The organism is Mesorhizobium sp. P2_E9 (genome assembly GCF_056403815.1).
Map to the genome: position 1 here is coordinate 1 of NZ_JBFUET010000006.1, position 22,435 is coordinate 22,435.

General features: G+C 62.4%; 21 protein-coding genes. 10 read left to right on the plus strand and 11 right to left on the minus strand.

Annotation, left to right across the window (positions count from 1 at the left end; all coding sequences use genetic code 11):
* Positions 1–2: 2 nt before the first annotated feature.
* The 3 genes from pyrE to AC1D05_RS11985 form a co-directional block, all read right to left on the minus strand.
* Positions 3–629: an orotate phosphoribosyltransferase gene (gene pyrE, locus AC1D05_RS11975; protein ID WP_477440929.1), complete on the minus strand. Its 627-nt coding sequence runs from the start codon at positions 627–629 to the stop codon at positions 3–5.
* 84 nt (positions 630–713) lie between these two features.
* The gene (locus AC1D05_RS11980) at positions 714–1,973 is read right to left on the minus strand and encodes a polysaccharide biosynthesis/export family protein (RefSeq protein WP_477440930.1); all 1,260 of its coding nucleotides are present in this window, start codon (positions 1,971–1,973) and stop codon (positions 714–716) included.
* An 86-nt stretch (positions 1,974–2,059) separates the two neighbouring features.
* Positions 2,060–2,737, minus strand: a complete 678-nt coding sequence (locus tag AC1D05_RS11985; protein ID WP_095200881.1) for a sugar transferase — start codon at positions 2,735–2,737, stop codon at positions 2,060–2,062.
* 600 nt (positions 2,738–3,337) lie between these two features.
* On the opposite strand from AC1D05_RS11985, the gene AC1D05_RS11990 reads away from it, so the two are divergent.
* Positions 3,338–3,613, plus strand: a complete 276-nt coding sequence (locus AC1D05_RS11990; protein WP_477440931.1) for an exopolysaccharide production repressor exox — start codon at positions 3,338–3,340, stop codon at positions 3,611–3,613.
* 23 nt (positions 3,614–3,636) lie between these two features.
* Here AC1D05_RS11990 and AC1D05_RS11995 read toward each other — a convergent pair whose 3' ends face one another.
* The 6 genes from AC1D05_RS11995 to AC1D05_RS12020 all read right to left on the minus strand — a co-directional run bounded on the left by AC1D05_RS11995 (position 3,637) and on the right by AC1D05_RS12020 (position 9,512).
* On the minus strand, positions 3,637–5,481 hold the full coding sequence (locus AC1D05_RS11995) for an ABC transporter ATP-binding protein (protein WP_477440932.1): 1,845 nt from the start codon (positions 5,479–5,481) through the stop codon (positions 3,637–3,639).
* An 8-nt stretch (positions 5,482–5,489) separates the two neighbouring features.
* Entirely contained in the window at positions 5,490–6,491 is a 1,002-nt protein-coding gene (locus AC1D05_RS12000; RefSeq protein WP_477440933.1) for a phosphoenolpyruvate carboxykinase (ATP), read from the minus strand.
* Positions 6,488–8,428, minus strand: coding sequence for a lasso peptide isopeptide bond-forming cyclase (locus AC1D05_RS12005; protein WP_477440934.1), 1,941 nt, complete (start codon positions 8,426–8,428; stop codon positions 6,488–6,490). Before AC1D05_RS12005 ends, AC1D05_RS12000 begins: the two co-directional genes overlap by 4 nt.
* Positions 8,425–8,940, minus strand: coding sequence for a lasso peptide biosynthesis B2 protein (locus AC1D05_RS12010; protein WP_477440935.1), 516 nt, complete (start codon positions 8,938–8,940; stop codon positions 8,425–8,427). Before AC1D05_RS12010 ends, AC1D05_RS12005 begins: the two co-directional genes overlap by 4 nt.
* On the minus strand, positions 8,924–9,223 hold the full coding sequence (locus AC1D05_RS12015) for a PqqD family protein (RefSeq protein ID WP_477440936.1): 300 nt from the start codon (positions 9,221–9,223) through the stop codon (positions 8,924–8,926). The genes AC1D05_RS12010 and AC1D05_RS12015 overlap by 17 nt, the downstream gene beginning before the upstream one ends.
* A gap of 136 nt (positions 9,224–9,359) precedes the next feature.
* Entirely contained in the window at positions 9,360–9,512 is a 153-nt protein-coding gene (locus AC1D05_RS12020) for a lasso peptide (RefSeq protein WP_010913078.1), read from the minus strand.
* Between the two features lie 517 nt (positions 9,513–10,029).
* Here AC1D05_RS12020 and AC1D05_RS12025 point away from each other — a divergent pair.
* The 8 genes from AC1D05_RS12025 to AC1D05_RS12060 all read left to right on the plus strand — a co-directional run bounded on the left by AC1D05_RS12025 (position 10,030) and on the right by AC1D05_RS12060 (position 18,462).
* Positions 10,030–11,160: a nucleotidyltransferase family protein gene (locus AC1D05_RS12025; RefSeq protein WP_477440937.1), complete on the plus strand. Its 1,131-nt coding sequence runs from the start codon at positions 10,030–10,032 to the stop codon at positions 11,158–11,160.
* Between the two features lie 65 nt (positions 11,161–11,225).
* Positions 11,226–12,248 carry a glycosyltransferase family 2 protein gene (locus tag AC1D05_RS12030; RefSeq protein WP_477440938.1) on the plus strand — a complete coding sequence of 341 codons (1,023 nt, stop codon included), beginning with the start codon at positions 11,226–11,228 and terminating at the stop codon, positions 12,246–12,248.
* Positions 12,249–12,537: 289 nt separating this feature from the next.
* Positions 12,538–12,939, plus strand: a complete 402-nt coding sequence (locus tag AC1D05_RS12035; protein WP_477440939.1) for a hypothetical protein — start codon at positions 12,538–12,540, stop codon at positions 12,937–12,939.
* 139 nt (positions 12,940–13,078) lie between these two features.
* Positions 13,079–13,960 carry an endo-1,3-1,4-beta-glycanase ExoK gene (gene exoK / locus AC1D05_RS12040; protein ID WP_477441190.1) on the plus strand — a complete coding sequence of 294 codons (882 nt, stop codon included), beginning with the start codon at positions 13,079–13,081 and terminating at the stop codon, positions 13,958–13,960.
* A gap of 49 nt (positions 13,961–14,009) precedes the next feature.
* Positions 14,010–15,341, plus strand: a complete 1,332-nt coding sequence (locus tag AC1D05_RS12045) for a UDP-glucose dehydrogenase family protein (protein ID WP_027040464.1) — start codon at positions 14,010–14,012, stop codon at positions 15,339–15,341.
* 67 nt (positions 15,342–15,408) lie between these two features.
* Complete coding sequence (locus AC1D05_RS12050; protein WP_477440940.1) at positions 15,409–16,851, plus strand: GMC oxidoreductase; 1,443 nt, start codon at positions 15,409–15,411, stop codon at positions 16,849–16,851.
* 13 nt (positions 16,852–16,864) lie between these two features.
* Positions 16,865–17,317: a hypothetical protein gene (locus AC1D05_RS12055; RefSeq protein WP_477440941.1), complete on the plus strand. Its 453-nt coding sequence runs from the start codon at positions 16,865–16,867 to the stop codon at positions 17,315–17,317.
* 65 nt (positions 17,318–17,382) lie between these two features.
* Complete coding sequence (locus AC1D05_RS12060) at positions 17,383–18,462, plus strand: glycosyltransferase (protein ID WP_477440942.1); 1,080 nt, start codon at positions 17,383–17,385, stop codon at positions 18,460–18,462.
* Between the two features lie 37 nt (positions 18,463–18,499).
* Here AC1D05_RS12060 and AC1D05_RS12065 read toward each other — a convergent pair whose 3' ends face one another.
* Complete coding sequence (locus AC1D05_RS12065) at positions 18,500–19,522, minus strand: phosphoribosyltransferase family protein (protein ID WP_477440943.1); 1,023 nt, start codon at positions 19,520–19,522, stop codon at positions 18,500–18,502.
* A gap of 52 nt (positions 19,523–19,574) precedes the next feature.
* On the minus strand, positions 19,575–21,071 hold the full coding sequence (locus tag AC1D05_RS12070) for a lipopolysaccharide biosynthesis protein (RefSeq protein WP_477440944.1): 1,497 nt from the start codon (positions 21,069–21,071) through the stop codon (positions 19,575–19,577).
* A 188-nt stretch (positions 21,072–21,259) separates the two neighbouring features.
* Between AC1D05_RS12070 and AC1D05_RS12075 the strand changes: the two genes are divergently transcribed.
* Positions 21,260–22,432: a glycosyltransferase family protein gene (locus tag AC1D05_RS12075; protein WP_477440945.1), complete on the plus strand. Its 1,173-nt coding sequence runs from the start codon at positions 21,260–21,262 to the stop codon at positions 22,430–22,432.
* The last annotated feature ends 3 nt before the right edge of the window (positions 22,433–22,435 follow it).

The following is a 22,435-nucleotide window of genomic DNA, read 5'->3' on the forward strand; positions in this document are numbered from 1 at the left end:
ATCTAACTGTTGAGATCGTCCTTTGTCATTGCGGCCGCCAGAGGAATTCCAGGCAGCCCGGCTATGATTGGCACTCCGTCTCCGCGCCAGATAGCGCAAACAACGCCAATGATATTCGCGCCAGCCTCGCTGACCAGCCGCGCTGCGTCAGCAACCGCTCCACCCGTCGTGATGACATCCTCGATGAGCACGACCCGCTTACCTCGAACATTTCCACCTTCGACAGCTAGACAAGTACCGTAATCCTTCGCTTTCTTACGAACAAAGGCTGCGGGAATCCCTGTTGCCAGCGATATAGCTGTAGCAATAGGGACCCCTCCCAGTTCCAAGCCGGCGAGAACTTCAGTTCTGTCTGGGAGTAGCGGAATCATTTCGGCAGCCACTCGTCTGAGCAAAACAGGGTCTGCCTCGAATCGGTATTTGTCGAAGTAGGTCGAAGACACTTGGCCCGAACGGAGCCGAAACTGCCCCTGCAGTAGGGTTGCAGCGCGGAGGTCGGCCGCTAAAGCACGATCAATCATACCAGATCTATTACACAGGCCGATGTCCGCTTTCCACCCATCTCGGCCATTTGTGGCAACCGGCTGATTGACCCTCAAGCCTAATGCAAGAACCGTCCCACTAGGCATTGCCTCAGTGCAAAAGAGGTCAAAACGAGCAACCGGAGCGGTTCGGCGTTCCGTGAAACGAAGAACCGCTCAGAGGATGCGCGTCTACTGGCTGGCCAACGGCGCCAGCCTGACCTTGATCACGTCGCCGGGCAGCACCGGCGTCTCTTCCTTGGCGGCGATTTCGCTGGTCTTGCCGTCGACATTGCGCACCAGCGCATAGAGAAAGGTGGGCTGCTGGTCGTTGGTGATGGCGGCCGTCGTCGCGGGATCGCTGGCCTGGGCGATCAGGCCTTTCTGCATATTCACCTTCAGCGCGGCCTCGTTCAGGTCGGCTTCGGTCTGCTGCCGGTCGGCGGCGAGGGTCGAGCTCAATGTGTTCTGGGCATCGATGGCGTCCTGCGTCGCCTTGCTGATCGCCTGCTTGGCGGTGAGGATGGCTGTCTCATAGTCGAGGATCTTGCCCTGCAGGTCGGTGACGGACTGCTGCGAATCCAAAAGCCGCGCATTGGCGACCAGGCCCTTCTGCGCCAGCGGCCCGATGCTGGCTAGCTGCTGCTGCGCCAGGTCGACCTGCTTTTGCTGGTTGACGATCTTCTTCTGCAGCGATTCGATTTCGGACTGCAGGACACCCTTGAGATCGTCGAGCGCCTCGAGCTTCAGCTTCAGCGCCTTCTGGTCTGCCGTGAGGATCGTCATCTCGTCGGCGACGATGGTCGGCAGCCGCGGATCGCCCTCGACCTCCTTGGGCGCTTCGAAGCTCGCCTTGCCAGCCAGATCGGCATCGATGCGGGCACGCCTGACAAGCAGCCGGACGCGCTGGTCGTCGGAGATATCGAAATTACCCTTGGCGGTGACCAGGTCCTTGCCGAGCTGGGGGCCGTAATCGGCGCTGCGCCTGATGCCGCCGGCGACGCTGATCGCTTTCAGCACCGTCAGATCGGGCACAAAGGGAAACTGGCCGGGATTCTGCACTTCGCCCGAGATATAGAAGGGCCGGAACTGCGCCATTTCGACCGAGGCTTCGGGCTTGTCCGACAAAGCGAGTTTGCGCTGCAGCGCCTCGCTGATCGCCGCCGCTACTTCCGCCGTGGTCTTGCCGGCTGCCGGCAGCTCGCCGACGAAAGGCACCGACAGCGTTCCGCCCGGGCCGACCGTGTATTGGCCATTGACCGCCGTCCAGTCCCTGAACGTGCCTTCGACGGTCTGCCATTCGGCGATGCGGATGGTGAGCTTGTCCTGCGAGCCGAGATGGTAGTCGTCGGCTGCGGCGATCTGCGGGAGAAAAGCGAGCGACACCGCAAGGCATGTGCTCATGAGCCGAGAGCGGTCGGAAAAGCGGCCGCTGCCAAAGGCTTCGAACATGTCTGTTTTCAACTGAACGTTCCGATCCGTTTTAGCCCCATCGCCCGATGAGCTTTTGCCGCCGGATGCCTGGTGCCGGCGGCCGATCAGTAAGAGCCGCGTGACATCCAAACGGCCGGCACGGTCTTGATGATGATGCGCACGTCGCCGAACAGCGACCAGTTCTCGACATAGTGACGGTCGAAGGCAACGCGGCTGTCGTAGGAGACGTCGTTGCGGCCGCTGACCTGCCAAAGGCCGGTCAGGCCGGGCCGCGACTTCAGATAGTAGACGGCGGCGCTGCCGTAGATTTCCAGCTCGTCGCGCACCACCGGGCGAGGCCCGACAAGGCTCATATCGCCCTGCAGGATGTTGATGATCTGCGGCAGTTCGTCGAGGCTGAGCTTCCGCAACACCGCGCCGACGCGGGTGACGCGCGGATCGTTCTTGAGCTTGCGGGTCGCTATCCACTCCGCGTTGGCGTCCGGATTGGTGGCGAGATAGGCGGCCAGCACCTTGTCGCCATCCGGAACCATGGTGCGGAATTTCAGGCACGGAAAAATCCGTCCGCCGCGACCGATTCGCCGATGACCGTAGAAAATCGATCCACCGTCGGAAAACTTGACCAGCAGCGCTATCATGATGAACAGCGGGCTAAGAGCGATCAGACCAACCAGTGAGCCGGCAATATCGAAGCTGCGCTTGATGAGGCCGCCGATCGGCGGCGGAAAATCGGTGTCAGCCTGCGAAAAGCCCGCCGTGGCCGACTTGGCAATATCCCTCATGCAGAAACTCCATGCGTTGAACGAATGGTTCACCACACGATACCAAAAAAATGTTGCAGCGCAACACACAATTTCCCGGCCCGCTGAAATAGTCGCGTCATGAATTGACTAAATAATAAGCTAGCAATGCACATTTTTCAGGATGCTTAGCACAATTGTGACAAGAAATGGGCAAACGGAAAAAAATGCGGACCTTTTTTGGGCGATTTTTGGGCGAGCCGTTCTCAATGGCCGGGAACGGTACATATTAGTGCTTTAGGAAGGTGCGAAGTTCGCGACTATTAACATAAAATACTACATAATATTGTGGGTTGTACTGAAAAGGGCCGGTGGCTGCAGGTTGAGTGAATTGCGGTGGTGTGCGTTGCAACATGACAGAGTCGATCGCGCAAGCTCAATCAAAAATATGTGCGGTTGCCCTTGCCGCCTCCTGCTCGCCTTAATAGAATTGCAAATTATACCTGTCAGAGTGGCGACAGGTTGAAAGGCCGGAAGCAACCGGTCGATAGCGGGCACCTTTACAAGCCCGCAGAACAAGGGACGGCGCTCGGGTGGGGCTATCGTTTGATATAACCCGGGCCGGTTTATGGGCTGTTGGGTATGTCGCTTCCAAAATTCATCGTTGGGATGATTTTCGCTCTCGCAATCGTTGTTGCCTGGTCCTGGCTTGGCGGCGCTTCGCTGGGCACGACACTGTTGCGCGTCATCATTTGCGCCGTGATCATCCAGGCCGGCTATTTCGTGCTCGTCTATGCCATGATCGCCAGGAGTGCGCCGACGCCGGCTGACAGGCTGCGTGAAGCCGAGAGAAAGCTGAGCTCGCCTGACGTGGCCGAAGGCGAGAAGCTGGGCAGCGCCCGGCGCAGCCTGCACTAGGTCTTCGTCAGAAGGATCTGATCTCAGGCCACATTGGCGGGTTCGGTTTCCGACTGTTCCCCCGACAGCATCCTGGACAGCCGGCTCGCCGGCTTTGCCTTCAACCGCTGATACTGCCCGACTTCCACGACACGGCCGTCTTCCATCGCCACCACCCAGTCGGCGAAGGCGATCATCGAGGGCCGGTGCGCGATGGTCAGGATGGTCATCGCGCCGCGCAATCCGTCGATCGACCGGGCGATCAGCGACTGGTTCTGCCAGTCGAGCGCACTGGTCGCCTCGTCGAGGATGAGCAGCGACGGCTTGCGCAGCAGCGCCCGTGCCAACGCAATGCGTTGGCGCTCACCGCCTGAGAGGCGCACGCCGCGGTCGCCGACGATCGTGTCGAGCCGCTGGTCGAGCCGTTCGACGAATTCGCCGGCATGCGCCGCGCGCAGCGCGTCCCACAAGTTGTCGTCGCTGGCCTGTGGCGCGGCCAGACGCAGGTTCGCCGCGATCGTGTCGTGCAGCAGGAACACGTCTTGCGGCACATAGGCCACCTGATCACGCCAGCGCCGGCGATTGCCGGCATCGATCTCGACGCCGTCGACCAGGATCTTGCCGGCAGTCGGTTCGAGCAGACCGAGCAGCATGTCGGCGATCGTGCTCTTGCCCGATCCCGAGGGGCCGATCAGGGCGGTGACCTTGCCAGCCGGCAGTCCGAAGGTGATGTCGCTCACCACCGCCTTGCCGGTGCCGTCGTCGTAGCCGAAGGAGACACCGCGAATGTTCAACCCGGTATCGAGCGACAGCTTCTGCTTATCCTCTGATTCGGCATGGCCCGGCTCGCGCTCGGCGTCGAAACGGGCCTGCAGGCTGCGCATGGCCGTATAGGCGGGCAGGTTGATCAGGACCTGCTGGGCCTGTGTTTGCATGTCCATAAAGCGCGGCGCAATGCGCATGAAAACCAGGAGCAGCACGACAATCTCGGCCAGCGACAGGTTGAAGCGGACCAGCGCCACATAGATGAACAGGCTCAAGCCGACGACGCTCGCCACCTGGAACACCGCGGTGCCGATCGAACTGTTGCTGACATAGTCGATGTTGTCGGCCTTCATCTTTTCCAGCGTCGTCTGCAATTGCGCGAAATAGCTGGCCTCGACATTCAGGCTCTTGGCCACCTTGATGCCGCCGAGGAATTCCGAGACCGTCCGGTACTGATCCTGGCGATTGCTGGTCAGGACACGCCCGAAGGCGGTGGCGCGCGCCCGAAACGGCTGCAGCGCTATAAACATCACGATGCCGATGACGATCGCAAACGCCGTCATGACCGGCGAGATGAACATCGAGATCACGAGATAGGCCACCAAAAGCACTGCGATCTGCACCAACATCAGCAGCGAGAAGGCGGCGCCCTGGACGCGATCGATGTCGCCGGTCAGGGCATGGTCGAGATCGGAGCTGCGCAGGCGCGCGAACACGCCCCAGCGCGCCTTGCCGATGCTCTCGAACAGGTTCATGCGCAAACGGTTGATGAAATCGAAGAGAAGCCTGGCCATGTAGACCGACTTGAAGCGGTTGAACGCAGCCTGCACCGCAACGAGCCCGACCAGCGCGCACAGCACCGTCGTCAGTTGCAGCGTTCCGTCCGGCACCAGCCAGCGCACGAAATCATTGTTCGGCAAGCGCACCGCGAAATCCTGGTCGGCGCGCCCGACCAGGTGCAGCAGCGGCACAAGCAGCAGGATCGAGATGCCTTCCGTCAGGCTGCCGAGGATCAGGAACAGCAGCGCCGTCCAGGTCCGCCGTCCGCCGATCTGGGCGATGACGGCGCCGAACGCGGCGACATCGCGAAACAGTGACAGGCGGAGGATTGATGATTTCGACATGTTTGCGCTCACCGCCGCCGACGGCCAGCCGTCAGGTCTCCGGCCGCCAGATCGGTCTCGATCAGCTCCACGGCCTCGCCAATCCTGTCGAGACCGGTTGGAACTTCCAGCCGGAACACGCCGACATGGTTAGCGATTGCTGAACATTGGCGAAAATGCAGCGCCGCGAAATCGCCGGTGAGGGCCGCGCGGCCGAAACGCGTCACGTAGGAGAATTTGATGATGGCCGGCAAGGCGGCAATGCCGGGCAATGCCGTGATCTCGGCCCGTTGGCCGCGCTCGAGGACATAGACCCTGGTCGCCGGCACCTTGCCGCCGGAGAAGGCGCCGTGCAGGCGATGTTGCATCTTCTCGATCGCTGGATGGACTTGCGGCCGCACCTCCGCTCGGCCGAGCGAGATCGCGGCTGCGGCGTCGGCGGCAAGCTTGATCTGAGGAAACCCCGGAACGATCATCGGCGCGTCCGGATTGGTGAAATCGAGCGCCACGACATCGTCGGTGAGCAATTCATGACCAGCCCGGATCAGCGCGCTTGCCGTCGTCGATTTGCCGGCGCCCTTGTCGCCCATGAAGATGGCGCCAGTGCCGGCCACCGCGATGGCGCTGGCATGCAGGACGAGCAGGCCACGCCGGTGCAGCAGCAGCGCCATCACTGGGCCCAGCAGCGGGAAGGCAAGCAGCGCGTCGTCGACGCCGGGCGCCGGCTCGATGTCGATGCGGCTGAAATCGCTGATCAGGAAGGCGCCGACGGCATGCCATGCCAGATATTGCCGGTCCGGTTCGAAGCGGAAGATCGTCGCTGCCTCGGGCGAAGGCTTCGGCATGTCGATCGTGCCGATGGCGATCAGGATATCCGCCGCCCCCGGCACCGCCGGTTCCAGCTCGGGCAACGCCACGTCGGATGCGATGGTCAGGCCATAGGTCCGGTAGTAACGTCGCTCCCGCACCGTCCCGCCATGGGAAGGAGGATCACCAAGGTATGGGGTGACCGGCTGGTTGCGCGGCATCATGCGGGGCTCCCGCTGTTCTGGACCTGCCGCAGCCAGAGAGACAGCGAGGCCGAGCGCCAGACATACTGGACATCGAGCGGTGCTGCCTGATCGGGCTGGCGCAGCAGCCGTGCATAGGCGGCACTCACTTGTGGCAGGTTGACATAGGGCGCGATGCGGCCAGCGTCAGAAACGAGCAGCTGTTCCAGGAGATCGCGGTGGTTGCGCACCATGCCGTTGACGAGATTGGCGGTGAAATCGATCTTGGTGCGTCGCCACTGGACCGCCGCCGGCAGGATACCCTCCATGGCGCGGCGCAACACATAGCGGCCAAAGCCGTGGCTGAGTTTCTCCTCGCCCGGCAGCGCCAGGCAGAATTCGACCAGCGGCTTGTCCCAAAAGGGATAACGCGGCTCGACACCGAAATTGGCAGCCGCCTTGTCGAGCACCTCGAAAGAATGCGGCACATAGCCGTTGGACAGGATCCAGCGATGGCTGAGCGCGTCGCTGGCCTGGACGCCGGGCGGCATATAGCCGGCCCGGTGGAAGCGGTCGATAAGTTCTGTCCGCCTGGCTAGGTCTGGATTGATCAGGTCGCGCCAGCTGCGGCGCTGTGTTTGCGCGGGCTTGCGTATCCTGTTGAGAGCCCGGGTCGCCATCTGTCTCGCCTTGGCGATCCGCCAGGCCGGCCCGTAAAGGGTCAGGAATTGGAAATAGAGGCCAAACGTGCTGTCGCCATAGGTGTTGGAGGCGCTGCGGACCTCGCGCCAAAGGTCCAGCCACCTGCCGCCATTGGCAAGCTCGTGCAAATGGCCATGGCCCTGTGAAACGACCTCGTCGCCGCCATGGCCGTCGAGCAGCACCTTGATGCCCTTGGCGCCAGCCGTCCGGTAGATGCCGCGGGTCAGCGTCAAGCCCGGCGCCAGGAAGGTGCCTTCCTGCTCCTCCAGCACCCGTTCGAATTCAGCAAAGGGCGCATAATTGCCGACGGGGATCAGCGTCGGATCGCTCTTCTGCTGATCGAGCACGGCATCGATGAAGGGGCGCTCGTCCATCGACGAGCCCTTCTCGAAAATCAGCGAAAAGGTCGGCAGCTTTGGCTTCCGATCGGCGGCGTTCTGCAGGCCGGCGACACAGGCGATCGAGGAGGAATCGAGGCCGCCGCTCAGCATTGCGCCGATCGACTGACTTCCGCGCATGCGGTTGCGCACCGATTGCGAGAACAGATGGGCGAATTCCTCCGCCGCATCCGACCGTAGCGGTCGCGCCGACGGCTCGATCTGCCAGTATCGGCGCAGCACCACCTGTTGCGCGGTGACGGTGAGGCTGTGACGCGCCGGCAGGCTGAAGATATCGCTGTAGGGGGTGGATTGCGGGTCGTCGGGAAGCCCGGCCAGGAAACCCGAAATGCTGCGCTCGCTGATGCGTGCACCGACCCCGTCGAGGCCAAGCATCGGCCCGATCTCGGAGGCAAAGGCAAAACGCCGGTCCGCGGCGTGGTAGTAGAATGGCTTGACGCCGAAATGGTCGCGCGCGCAGAACAGCAGCTGCCGCTCGGCGTCCCAGATGGCAAAGGCGAAATCGCCCTGCAGATGCACGGGGCTGGCTTCGCCCCAGCGCAGATAGGCCCGCATCAGCAATGTTGCGTCCGCAACCGACCTGTCGCGTATGCCGAGCCGCGCCATCAGTTCGTCGCGATTGTCCAGCCGGCAATCGGCGGTGATGGCAAGCTTGCCGCCGGCCATGGTCAGCGGGCCGGGGCCGGCTTCATCCGTGGTGTTGAGCCAGGCATGGCCAAGGGCTACGCAGGCATCCAGCCACCAGGAATTTCCGTCGGGGCCGCGATGGCGCATGCGTGCCAGCATCTGCTGGATTTCGGCCGCCGCATCCGCCGGCGCGGGGCCTCGGACCGCTACTGCGTGTCCCTGTCGCAGCAGGATTCCGGCCACGCCGCTCATCGGCTGCCGTGGTCGACCAGATGCGCGAAGCCATCGACCGAGCCGCCAAGCACGACATGGTTGTCGCTGACCAGCCAGGCATGCGCCTTCAACTGGTCGCCCGTGCCGCGTTCGATGCCGATGCGGATGTTGGAGGCATTGCCCTGGCGCGCGAGAATGTATTGGCCCGAAAGCGCCTGGGTAAGGCAAGAGGCGCGCGGCACGAACCGCGCAGCCGCGGCAACCCCCCAGGCGACGAGCCGCAGCTCGCCCATGCTGGCGCACTGGTGGGCGTTGAGCCGGGTCACCATGCCGCGAACGCGATTGTACGAGAAAAATGTCAGCCCTAGCCGAATGCAAGCGACCACCAGCAGGCAATGGCAGAGGAAAAGCGCTTCCGAGCCACTCAGGGAAAGAACGCGGGCCAAGCTCCGGCTGGGCCGACGTTTCGCTGGCCTCGGCCTTTGTGCCGTCGCAGGTCTTTGCCGCGAGATCATGGCCTTTTGCGAAACCTGCCTAGACGAGTGCCTCATGCTGCAGCCTCGCTAGTCCGTTTTCGGCCATGCCTTTCAGCAAGGCGTCGACGTCGGCCTTGCAGCGCTCGGCGTCGACATTGTAGCGCTCGAGCACGGCGCCGCGGATATCGGCGATCGACTTCGGCTCCTGGATCAGCTCCCAGATGAACGCACCGACGCCATTGAGGCTGTAATAAATATTGGATTTCAGGTTGAGAAGCGCGAGGCCATCACCGAATTCGCAGGCCACGGCGTCCTTCGTGGCATTTACGATATCGTGCTCGGATGGGTTCCAGTTCATCCCAAAACCTCGTTTGCAACACACGGTCTACGCGTCGTCAGTTCAAAAAGAGAAAGTCGGGGATTTTCATCCCCGGCTCCATTCACGGTCTTCAATCCTGGAGGCCCAACGTCACTCCTCCAGAACCAGGCTAGTCTCAGGAGAACGTCAGATCGCCAATCGGGGTGTGCGCCGGAAACGACGCGTCGATTGCCGTGCTGCCGCCACCGCCCTGAGTGATGGTCTCGATCGAACCATGTACCGTCAGGCTGGGCGTTTCGTACTCGTGCTTTTCAACATTCTGTTCCATTTTACGCTCCAATGAGGACTGGAAACGGCCTGTCGAGTGCCGTCAGCACTTTCATGCTGCGATGCAATAGCTGCATGGCAACATTTATGAGTCAAGCCTGATTTACCTCCGGTTAATCAATTACGGGTTGCGGACGTCACCATGCGTGTGCGGAATGCTCAAAGTTCCGCCTCTTTTCAGCTGAAAACAAGTGCGATCACGCGTTGCGGCTGGCGATTCTTTAAGCACTTGATTTTGCTTGCATAAAAAGTTCATAGCGCCGGCGCTTTTTTAGGCGCGGCTAAAAAGATGTATTTTTGTTAGCCGGCCGGTGTCGATGGATGCCTAAAGTACCTCGATCGGATCGGAATTTCAGCCGTATGTTGCGCCATCTTCAGAACGCTCGGCAAACGCTCTGGTTGCAAAATTTCGCACTGCGAAAGGAAAGACTTTACGGCGCCGAGGTTTTTGAGGATGCTTTGCTTCGCACTTGCAGCATAAGCGTCGCGCAAACCGCATTTTGGAGACTATGCGCTCAATGGCCTTGCCGGAAAGTTCCTATGAACGACTGCGCGCCGCCGACTGCGTCGACGAGATCGCCTATGTGCAGGCGTGCCTACGGTTGTATTTCGCTGCGCCGACGGCCTCGGCCGGCGATGTGTCGCCGCCGAACCTTTCCGCCGCCGCCGTCGGCGACATCGCCAGGCTGAACAAGGTCGCCACCTTCGTTCTGAAGGCACTGTCTCGCGCTCCGGCGGCTGACAGGCCGGCTGAGCTTTTCCAATGGCTCGACACCTATCGCCGGCGGACGGTTTCGATGAACGCCGCTTGCCTGATGGATTCGATGGCGATTCACCAGGCGCTGCGCGACAGGCAGATCGATTTCGTCTTTCTCAAAGGCCCGTTCCAGCAGCATCTGCTCTACGACGACCATTTCATGAAGCCTTCGGGCGATGTCGACATCCTGGTTTCCCCTGCCGGGTTTGCAAGCGCGCGCGATGCACTGCGCTCGATCGGCTACGAGGTCGCTGGCAAGTCGCGCTCGGTCTGGTGGATTCGTTTCCTTGGCGAACAGCACATGATCCGCGGCAACGGGCCGAAATCGTCGACGGTCGACCTTCACTATCGCCTGCAGCAGCCCGGCTCGCCCAGTCCGCGCGATGCCGACGGCTTCCTGCGGCGCAAACGGCTGGTCGAGATCACCGGCACCGAAGTGCCGTTCACGTCGGTCGCCGACACGCTGATGCTGTCCTGCATCAGCGTCGCCAAGGCACTGTTCAACCGCGAACCCTGCGCCGGCTATGTCTGTGACATCAGGGCCAGCGCCAACCGTCTCGACGAGGCCGATCAGCAGCGTGTTCTCGATGCGGCGGTAAGCCAGGGGCTGGACGATACGCTGCTGCTTGGCCTGCGCGCCGCCGATGTGCTGCTGGGCGGCACCGGCACGTTTTTGTCGGAGCGGGCCAAACCGATCCTGTCGCGCATCGGCAATGAGGACCTGCTCAACATGGTGATCGCGCCGTGGCTGTCGTCCTTGCGATGGCCGCAGCGGCGAACGGTGTTGTGGGAATTGTGCGGCAAGGCTCCCGTCCGCTACCTGGCCGAGGCCGGCTGGGCAGCGTCGGCGGATATCAGCCGCCGCATCTTCGAGCGGCCGGCCAGTCCGTAATGGCTGTCGCGTCGCAATACGTACAGGGCGAGGGCATATCGGAACCTGTGCAAGAGGCAAAACCCATGTCGATGACGAAATCCGAGGTCTGCGTGATCATCGCGGCCAAAAATGCAGGGCGCACGATTGCGGTCGCCATCGCATCCGCGTTGCGCGAACCGGAAGTGGCGGAGGTCGTCGTCGTCGATGACGGCTCCACCGACGATACGGCCGAGATCGCCCGCTCCGCCGACGATGGCAGTGCCCGGCTCAAGGTCATGCGCCTCGACGTCAATCGCGGCCCGTCCTTCGCCCGCAATGCCGCCATCGCCGGCTCAAAGGCACCGTTCATCAGCATTCTGGATGCTGACGACTTCTTCCTCGAGGGCCGGTTCCGCACCCTGTTTGCCGCCGCCGACTGGGATTTCGCGGCCGACAACATCATGCTCATCAGGGATGACGCAACGAGCGACGCGACGAAAATCGTCGCCCCGGATTTCGCCGCCGACCCGGAATTCCTCGACTTCGAGCGCTTCGTCGAGGGCAACATCTCCAGGCGTCGCGTGCAGAGAGGCGAGCTTGGCTTCCTGAAGCCGGTGATCAGCCGCGCCTTCCTCGACCGGCACCGATTGCGCTACGACGAGAGCCTGCGGCTGGGCGAGGACTACGAACTCTATGCCCGCGCGGTCGCCCACGGGGCACGGTTCAAGGTCATCCGCTCCTGCGGCTATGGCGCCATCGTGCGGGCCGATTCGCTTAGCGGCCGCCACAAGACGCAGGATCTGAAGCGGCTGGCGGACGCCGATCTGGCGCTGCTGGCGATCGACAGCCTGCCGGAAGGCTCCAAGGCGGTGCTGCGGCGCCACGAGCGGCATGTGCGCGACAAATACCGGCTGCGCAATTTCCTCGACGTGAAGGCCGAGCGCGGCCTGGCTTCGGCCGCCGCCTATGCCTTCGCCAGCCAATCCAACCTGGTCCCCATCGTCCAGGGCGTGGCGTCCGACAAGATCGAGGCGCTGTTTCGGCGCGTTGGCCTTGTCTCCGGGCAAAAGCATGTGCCGCCGCTGCGTTTCCTGATGGCCGGGACCAGCGCGGGCAAGGAGCGGTAAGGCGCGGGAAATGCCCCGTTTTGCCTGTCAACGGCACGCTCGCCACGCAAAGCATTTCCACCGGATTTATGAGTTTACGAATTGGGTGGTTGCCTCCCGGCTCCGGGAATGGCAGTCTATGTTGCGTTGCAGCAAATTGAACGACCAACCGAACTGGCCCCCGATCGGATTGGTCCGAAGTCTCTCCCATCGGTGGAGTTGGACAATGCGGTACGAGTTTTTCAACCCCGCTTGCGGGGATCGGCCAGGTTCCCGGCATGCAAGCCGGCGATGACAGGAATTTAAGCCCATGGCCTCGATATTCGGCTTCAGATCAAGGGATCCTGCCCGCGACCGGCAGGCCGACATAGCGCGCCTCGATCGGCTGGCGAAACTGTTCGAGCAGATCGCAGCCGAGATCGAGGCCGAGAAAACCGGCCTGGAGAGCCGCTACCGCAAGACGGCGACAAACGCGGCCTTTCTCGTCGAAGCCATCGAAAACGGCTCCGCGACCGACCGCCGCTCATCCGAAGTCAGCGCGCTGACGGAGTCGATCCTGAATTGCGAGCGCCGTATCGCGGCGCTGTCACGCCAGAACGGCCTGATGAGGGCGCTCCGTCATTCGCTGGATACGGTCTTCGACGAGAATGGCGAGTCCGATTCGGCCGCCGCGGTTGATTTCGCCAGGCCCACGGGCGCCGGCCGAGCGTGACGGTGAAGGCGCGCAGCAAGGATGCAAGACAGGAGAGGGATTTCGGGAGGGTCAAAGAGGAGGTCAAGGTTGGCCCGTTTGGAAGTGGTTCAAACGTCGACTTTGGGTTGGGGACGCACAGCACAAAGGTGAGTTTGGTATGAATTCGAATCCGGAAACCACGTCCACAACAGCAATTGATGCACTGCCCTTCGCGCACCTGACCCGGCAAACCGGCCTGCGGCGATTGGGTTTGATCGGTGCGCTATTGCTGGCCGCTCTTGGCAGCCTCTCGGCTGTCCCTGCTCATGCACAGGATATCCAGTCCGCTCCCTCTTTCGTCGATGATTTCAAGAGCTTCGATCGGTCGCGCTGGTATGTGTCCGACGGCTGGAACAATGGCAGCCATCAAAATTGCACCTGGTCGAAGGGGCAGGTCAGCCTGTCTGACGGGGTGCTGTCGCTTGGCTTCGAAAAGCAGAAGCTGAAGGACCGTGAGTTCACCTGCGGCGAGATCCAGACCAAGCAGCGCTTCGGCTACGGCACCTATGAGGCGCGGATGAAGACCGATGCAGGTCCCGGCCTCAATGCGGCGTTCTTTTCCTATATCGGCCCATCCGACAAGCAGCCCTGGGACGAGATCGACTTCGAGATCCTGACCAAGGACACCTCCAAGGTGCAGGTCAACGCCTATATCGACGGCAAGGGCAAGAACGAGAAGATCGTCGAGGTACCGGGCGGCACCGACAAGGCCTTCAACGATTACGCCTTCGTCTGGGAGAAGGACAGTTTGCGCTGGTACGTCAACGGCCAGCTGGTGAACACCATCACCGACCCGGCCAAGCTGCCCAGCCATGCGCAGAAGATCTTCTTCAGCCTTTGGGGCAGCGACACCATGAAAGGCTGGATGGGCGCGTTCGCCGATCCGGGCCGCAAGCTTTCGCTGCAGATCGAGCGCGTTGCCTTCACCGCGCTCGGCGAGCCATGCCAGTTTCCCGAATCGCTCGTATGCAGCGTAAAAGAGTTGGGAAAGACGAATTGAACCGGCCGGACCGAAAACGGTTGGCGGCCATGGATGGGAATGAAACCGAATGAACTTGACGGTGTTTGGAATTGGCTATGTCGGCCTTGTGCAGGCGGCGGTGCTTGCTGAGGTTGGCCACCAGGTTGTTTGCGTCGACATCGACGCAAACAAGGTGGAGCGGCTCAACCAGGGCCTCGTCCCGATCTTCGAACCAGGCCTCGAAAGCATCGTCAGGGAGAATCACGCCGCCGGCCGCATCAAATTCACCACCGATGCCGCCGCTGCCGTCCGGCACGGTGAAATCCAGATGATCGCGGTTGGCACGCCGCCCGGCGAGGACGGTTCGGCCGACCTCAAATATGTGCTGGCGGTCGCCGAGACCATCGGCCGCGAGATGGATAGCGCCAAGATCGTCGTCGGCAAATCGACCGTGCCGGTCGGCACCTGCGAGAAGGTGAAAGCCAGGATCGCCGAGACGCTGAAGAAAAGAGGGCGCGAGGATTTGAGCTTCGACGTCGCCTCCAATCCCGAATTCCTCAAGGAAGGCTCGGCCGTCGCCGACTGCATGAAGCCGGACCGCATCATCGTCGGCACCTCGAGCGAAGAGACCGAGGCGGTGATGCGCGAGCTCTATGCGCCCTTCAACCGCAACCACGAGAAGATGATCGTGATGGACGTGCGCAGCGCCGAATTCACGAAATACGCCGCCAACTGCATGCTGGCCACCAAGATCAGCTTCATGAACGAGATGGCCAATCTGGCCGAGCAGCTAGGCGCCGACATCGAGGAGGTGCGCAAGGGCATCGGCAGCGACCCGCGCATCGGCTACCACTTCATCTATCCGGGCCTCGGCTATGGCGGCTCGTGCTTTCCCAAGGACGTCCGCGCCCTGATCAAGACCGCCGAGGGCGTCAAGTTCGACGCCAAGCTGCTGCGTGCCGTCGAGGAGCGCAACAACGACCAGAAATCCGTGCTGTTCGACAAGGTGAACCGCTATTTCAAGGGCAGTCTCAAGGGCAAGACCTTTGCGCTGTGGGGCCTGGCCTTCAAGCCCAACACCGACGACATGCGCGAGGCGCCGGCGCGTGTCCTGATGGAGGCGCTGTGGAACGCCGGTGCCAATGTGCAGGCCTATGACCCCGAGGCGATGCAGGAATGCCAGGCCATCTATGGCCTGCGCGACGACCTGCTTCTGTGCGGCACCAAGGAGGCGGCCTTGCGCGGCGCCGATGCGCTGCTCATCGCCACCGAATGGAAAAGCTTCCGCGCGCCGTCCTTCGACGCGCTGAAGGATGCATTGACCACGCCGGTCATCTTCGACGGCCGCAACCTCTATGACCCCAAGGTCGTCGCGCGCCACGGCATCGAATACCACTCGATCGGCAGAATGGCGGCGTGAGACCAGGCTCGGAGAGCCGGGAGCAGAATTTGACGGGTGCGCCCGGTATGGAAAGGAGTTGTGGCTGATGGTGCTGGACGTAAAGCCCGAGCAAGTCACCAGCGATCATTTTGATCTCATCGCGATCGGTTCCGGCTTCGGCTCGGCCTTCTTCCTGCACGAATTTGCCAAGCGGCGTAAGGCGCGCATCCTGGTGCTGGAATGGGGCCGCCACAACACGCATGAATGGCAGCTCGACCAGAACGCCAACACCGACATCGACGACGAGACGACCTACAAGACCAATTCCGACAAGCCGTGGAATTACACGATTGGGCTGGGTGGCGGGACCAACTGCTGGTTCGCGCAGACGCCGAGGTTCCATCCCAACGACTTCAGGCTGAAAAGCACCTACGGCATCGGCAATGACTGGCCGATCAGTTATGACGATGTCGAGCCGTTCTACTGCGATGCCGAAGAGATCATGTCGATCTCGGGCGATCCCGACATGGCGGCGATGCTGCCGCGCTCAAAACCGTTTCCGCAACCGCCGCATCGCATGTCGACGCCGGACAAGATGATGAAGGCGGCCCAGCCCGACCAGCACTTCGTCATGCCGACCGCGCGCGCCCGCGTGCCGACCGCGCAGCGTAGCTCGTGCTGCGCCAATCTGCGCTGCTGGCTGTGTCCGGCCGACGCCAAATTCACCGTCAACAATGGCCTGATGCATGTCTTCGAGCATCCTGACGTTTCGGTCTGCCTCGGCGCTGAAGTGCGCAGGCTTGACCATGTCGGCGGCACGGTCCGTTCGGTCACCTTCGTCCATGACGGCAAGGAATATCAGGTCAGCGGCGATCTTTTCATCCTCGGCGCCAATGCCATCCAGAGCGCTGCAATCATGCTGCGATCGGGCCTCGGAGATGAATTCGTCGGGCGCGGCCTGCACGAATCCTACGGCTGGAATTTCGAGGTCTATCTCGACGGCGTCGACAATTTCGACGGCAGCACCATCACCACCGGCCTGAATTTCGGCCTCTATGACGGTCCGCACCGGTCCGAGCACGCGGCGGCACTGGTCTATTTCGAGAACCGCTGGCAGCACGGAATGCGTGCCGAGAAGGGGCGGTTGCGCCAGACGCTGCCGCTTGTCGTGGTCACGGAAAACCTGCTCGACCACGAGAATTTCGTCACCCTCGACGAAGACGACAATGCCTTTGTCTCCTTCAAGGCGCCGTCGGACTATGCGGTCAAGGGCATGGCACGGGCGCTGGAGAAATTGCCTGGACTGCTTGCCCCGCTGCCGGTCGAACGGCTCTTCGACCGCGGCATCCGGCCAACGGAATCGCATGTCCAGGGCACGCTGAGGATGGGCACCGGCCCGGCCGATTCGGTCATCGACAGCAACATGATCCATCACCGGTTGAGAAACCTGGTTGTCGTCGGCACCAGCACCTATCCGAGCTGCTCCTGCGCCAACCCAAGCCTGACCGCGGCAGCTTTGTCCCTGCGGGCGGCGAGCCGGATCGCGTGAGAGGAGCGGCCCGATGATCGAAGTCACACGGCGCTCGGCCCTGGCGATCCTGGCAGGCGGTGTTGCGTCGACGGGTGTTGCCTATGCGGCCGTCTCGTCGTTTTCGGACGAGGATCTGGTCCGCGTCACGCTGGAAAAATATCTCGGCAGGCTGAACATGCGCATCGAGCATCTGCAGCAGTTCGCGCTGGAGTTCCGCAACCGGAATCCCTGGGTCTTTCCAAGTGAAAAATTGAGCGATGCCGTCACTCTGGTGGAGGAGCTCAAATTGGGGGGAGCCGCGCGCCGCCTCCTGCCTCAGCAGAAGCGGGAAGATCTCTTACAGTTCGACCGCTGGGTCATTGCAGAGTTTCATATGCTGACGGACTACGCCTGGCGCAGTTCACCTGACGATCCGATCCGGTTCACCGGATGGCACTCATGCACCAACCCGTTCGCGACGCTTGACCCGCCACAGAGCGCCTGAGGCGCCTTCGACGCGGCTCTTCATGGCCGCATGACTGAAATGCGAAAAGACCAGGAGCCGGTTCCATGAAAGTCCTCTTTGCCAGCGGCAACGGCTATCCGCCCGAGTTCGGCGGCGGCGTCCAGTCCAGCACGCATCATCTGGTGCAGCAACTGATCGAACACGGGCACGAAGCGTCGGTACTCGCCGCTCTGTTCGGCGACGGAATGTTCGGCCTCAAGGCGCGCGCCAAGATGAAACTGCTTCGGCAACCCGCGGTCGTCGACAGCTTTCCCGGTTACCCGGTGATAAGGACATGGTTTCCCTGGGAAGCAGCAGGCTTTGCCGTCAAGAAACTGAAGCCTGATGTGACGGTGGTCCAGTGCCACAAATCGGTTCCGCTTGGCAAAGCGTTGCAGGCCGAGGGCGTGCCGCTGGTCGTCTATCTCAGGAATGTCGAGTTCCACGAACTGGGCGGCGACCTGCGCGAATTGGGCTCCGCAGTCTACATCGCCAATTCGGAGTTCACCGCACGCAGCTACGCCAGAGAGTTCGGCATCGAGGCGACGGTGATCCCGCCGACCATCAACCCGACGCAGTACGCCACGCCGACCACGGGCCAGTTCGTCACCCTGATCAACCCCTATGAGGAAAAGGGCTTCGAGCTGGCAGTGCGCCTTGCCGGCGCCTGCCCCGAAATCCCGTTCCTGTTCGTTGAAAGCTGGAAGTTGGAGGACGATCATCGGGCCCGCATCGAAGAGACGATCGCGCCGCTCGGCAATGTCACGCTGGAGAGCCGCACCAACGACATGAAGACGATCTATGGCCGCACCAGGATCCTGCTTGCGCCCTCGAAATGGGAAGAGGCCTGGGGGCGCGTCGCTTCAGAGGCCCATTGCAGCGGCATCCCGGTCGTCGGCTCGCGGCGCGGCGGCCTGCCCGAAGCGATCGGCCCTGGCGGCACCGTGCTCGACTACGACGCGCCGCTCATCGATTGGGTCGCGGCCGTCAGGCTGCTGTGGAACGACAACAAGGAATACGAGCGGGTTTCCAGCCTCGCGCGTGGTTTTGCGGCGCGCCCGGAGCTCGATCCGGATCGCCAGTTCGTCACCTTCTTCTCGATACTGGACAGGGCGGTGCAGCAACGCGCACGCCAGGCGGCCTGAAGGGCACGCTGCCGCCCGCGTAAAATAGCGATGCCGGTCAGGCCGGGCGCTTGACCCGGCTTTTCAGCGTCTCGTAGCCACGGGCGCCGAGCAAGGCACGGGCGAGAGCCTTGGCGGCGCCCTTGCGGCCTTCCTGCGAATTGATCTGCCGCAGCCTCGCCGGCAGGTTGCGCGCCGCCTGGCCGAGCGCCGGCAGCGACAGCGTGTCGGGGAAGCTGACCATATGCGTTTCGACGCACAGCACCGGCTTGCCCGACAGTTCCGTGATCCTCAGCGCCTGTGGATGCTCGCTTTCGATGAACAGGATGGCGTTGGACTTGCGGTAGAAATCGGCCTTGAAACTGCCATGCGCGCCAAGCCGCTGGCGCTCCGCCTTGCTCGGCAGGTCGAGCATGATCAACTGGTCGTACTGGATCCCATGTTTGGCCAGCCATGCCTCGGTCAGCGCACGGTATTTCTCCAGCCGGCTGGTGACCAGCCAGCCGATCCTGTGGGTCGGGGCATGAAGCGGCCGCGCTTCGCTGAGGAATTTCTCGTAGGCCGGGCCATCGTCGTTTTCCGCCTCGGTCGGATCGAGGCACAGCACGCCATCTATGTCGACGCAGCATTGCGCCAGGAATTTGTGATGCATGAAATTCCACTGGAACATGCGCGGATGCGGCACGACCTCGAAGACGACATCGATCTCCTGATGCTGCGGCTGCAGGCCGAACACGGCGGCAAAGGTGAAATCGGCCTCGATGCCGGCAGCTTGAATACGGGCGCGGGCGTCGCGCATGGCGTTGCCGCCGGCAACGCTGTCGTCGATCACCAGCACCTTGCGCATGTCCGAGACCTCGCGGTCGAGCGCGGCGCGGCGCTTGGTGATGCCTGACGTATAGACCCGGCCGTCGAGGAAGCTATCCAGGTCGGTCATCGGAATGTTCGCCGCAAGGCTGACCAGCGTCGCCGCCAGCACGCCGCTTCTAGGCACGCCGACCACCAGGTCGATATCGCGCGGCAGCCGGTGAAGGTTGCTGACGATCGTGTCGTTCATGTCGGAGATCGATCGGTAGTGCATGAATCAGACCTGATGCTCGTGTGGACGTGAGTGGTTCAAAAAGGCGCCGAAATTATTGCGCCTCGCGCGGCGTTGCCGCCGGCTGTCTTGCCGGCAGCATTTTCAGGGCTTCGCGCAAGGCCTCGCGGCCGGATGCGAAGGCCAGCGCGACGACGATGGTGATGAGGTAGGCAAGAATGGCGCCGCTGGCCAAGGCGATGACCTGCTGCTGCGGTAGCAGCGGCTTGATCAGCCAGACCGCCGCCAGCGCCAGATGCGCGCCGAGCACGAACGGCGTTGCCGCGCGCAGCACATGGCTGGCCTGCAGCGGCCCGCTCTTGCCGACATAGAGCCACAGGAACGGTGTACGCAGATATTCGCTGACCGCATAGGCAATCGCCACGCCGAGCGCGCCATAGGGCAGGCCGATCGCGAAGGCGAGCACCGACGTCACGGCGGTGATGATGCCCCAGCGCATGAAGTCACCGGAGCGGCCCTGGCTGACGAAAAGCCAGCCCGCCGGGTTGTTGAGCGGCTGCAGCAGCCCGGCAAAGCCGAGCGCCAGGAAGATCGAGGCGCTGGCGCGCCACTGCTCGCCGAGCACGAAGGGGATCAGCACATCCGACATCGCGGTCGCGAAGGCGACACCGGGCAGCGCCACCAGCAGGATCAGCGGCATCACGCGCAGATAGGCGCTGCGGTAGCGGTCCGGCTCGTCCTTCAGCCTGGACAGCGCCGGCACCATGACCTTCGACAGCGGATTGGTGATCTGGCTGAGCGGGAACAGAAGCAGCTTGTAGGCGCGGTCGTAAAGGCCGAGTTGCTGCTCGCCCCAGTATTTGCCGATCAGCACATTGTCGAGGTTGCGGGCGAAGAAATTGGCGAAGTTGAAGCCGGTGATGCCGGCGCCGAAATTGATCAGTTCGCCGATGCCGGCGACCTTGCGCGGCATGCCCGGCCGCCAGCGCGAGCTCGCCCAGTAGCACAGCGTCGGCAGCACGGCGCCGGTCAGCGTGCCGGCAAACAGCGCCCAGTAGGAGCGGTCGATGAAGGTCCAGGCAATCGATACAGTCAGCCCGGCAACAGCACTGGCGACATCGATGATCGCCAGGCGTCCGAACTGCATGCGCCGCGTCAACAGCGCCAGATGCTGGGCGCCAAGCCCGTAGGCCATGATCTGCAGCCCGAACGCGGCCACCAGGCCGGTCACGCGTGGTTCGCCATAGAAGGCGGCGACCAGCGGTGCCGCAGCCGCGAGCACGCAGGCCAGGATCGCGCTGACCGCGACATTGATCCAGAAGAGGTAGTTCACCTCCTCATGCCGGATGCCTGTTTTCTGGATCGTCGCCTGGGTCAGGCCGAAATCCTGGAACAGCGCGATGAAGGCCAGCACCGGCGCGCACATCGCCACGACACCGAAATCCTGTGGCGACAAGAGCCGCGACAGCACGATGACGGATATGATCTGTGTCGCGACCCGCACCGATTGCGACATGGCCGTCACCACCGCGCCACGGCCGACCGATTTGCGGAGCGAGCCTTCTGGCGGATCGAATGGATTGGCTTCCAAATTCAGGATTCCTGATTTTTTGCGCGGATTTCCGAACCTTGAAAATCCACGCCCGCCGCCAACGCCAAACTACGGCAATAATTTTGCAGTGCAACAGAAAATGTCCATTGTCGCGCCAAAAATGTTGCGATGCAGCAAGAGCTGTACTAGCATCCCTGTGGGTGGGGTCAAACAGCGGTCGAGTTTTTATGCTGCATGTCTTGTACCTGGTGCACGATGTTTCCGATCCGGCGGTTCGCCGACGGATCACAATGCTCAGGGCAGGTGGCGCCCGGGTTACCCTGGCGGGCTTCCGCCGCACCGAAACCCCGATTGCCGATATAGAGGGATTGCGCCCGATCGACCTTGGCGCGACGCGCGACGGCCGATTCGCCCAGCGCCTGGCGGCCGTGGCGAAAGCTGCGATTTCAATCGGTTCAAAGCTCGCGGGCACGCCTCGGCCCGATCTCATCATCGCGCGCAATCTGGAAATGCTGGCACTGGCCCGTCGCGCCAAATCGGCTTTCGGCGCCACGGTGCCGATCGTCTATGAATGCCTCGACATCCACCGCCTGGTGCTCCGCGACGATTTCCTCGGCAAGGCGTTGCGCGCTACCGAGCGCCATCTCGCGCGCGATGTGAAGCTGCTGGTAACCAGTTCGCCCGCCTTCATCGCCAATTATTTCAAGCCCTTCCGCCAGGTCGCCGCACCCGTCGAGCTGGTCGAGAACAAATATTTCGAGGCAGCAGCGATCTTGCCGGCCGAACGCGAGGTGGTGGAAGGGCCTGCCGCCCCGCCATGGCGAATCGGCTGGTTCGGGGCGCTGCGCTGTCGCCGCTCGCTCAAGCTGCTGGCCGATTTCACGCACCGCATGGATGGGCGTTTCGAAGTGGTGCTGCGCGGCCGTCCGGCGCTCTCCGAATTCCCGGATTTCCATGCCTTCGTCGATGCCGAGCCTTATCTGTCGTTTCGTGGGCCCTACCGCAATCCGGAGGACATGGCCGCGATCTACCAGGATGTCCATTTCTCCTGGGCGATCGATTTCTTCGAAGAGGGGCAGAATTCGGAATGGCTGCTGCCCAACCGCCTCTATGAAGGCTGCCGCTTCGGGGCGGTGCCGATCTCGATGGGCCATACCGAAACCGGACGGTTCCTCAGCCAGCAGGACATCGGCGTCCTGTTGCCGCAGGCTTCATCGGACGCGCTCGAGACCGCACTCGGCAAGATGGAGGAGCACCGCTTCGGCAGGCTGAAGGCTCGCGTGCTTGCCCACAATCCGAGGACGTGGAGCTACGACCGCAGCGACTGCAGGGCATTGGTCGAAAAACTGCGCCGCCTGACCACCGTGCGCGAACCCCTCGCGACTGAAGCCCTGGCATAGGAT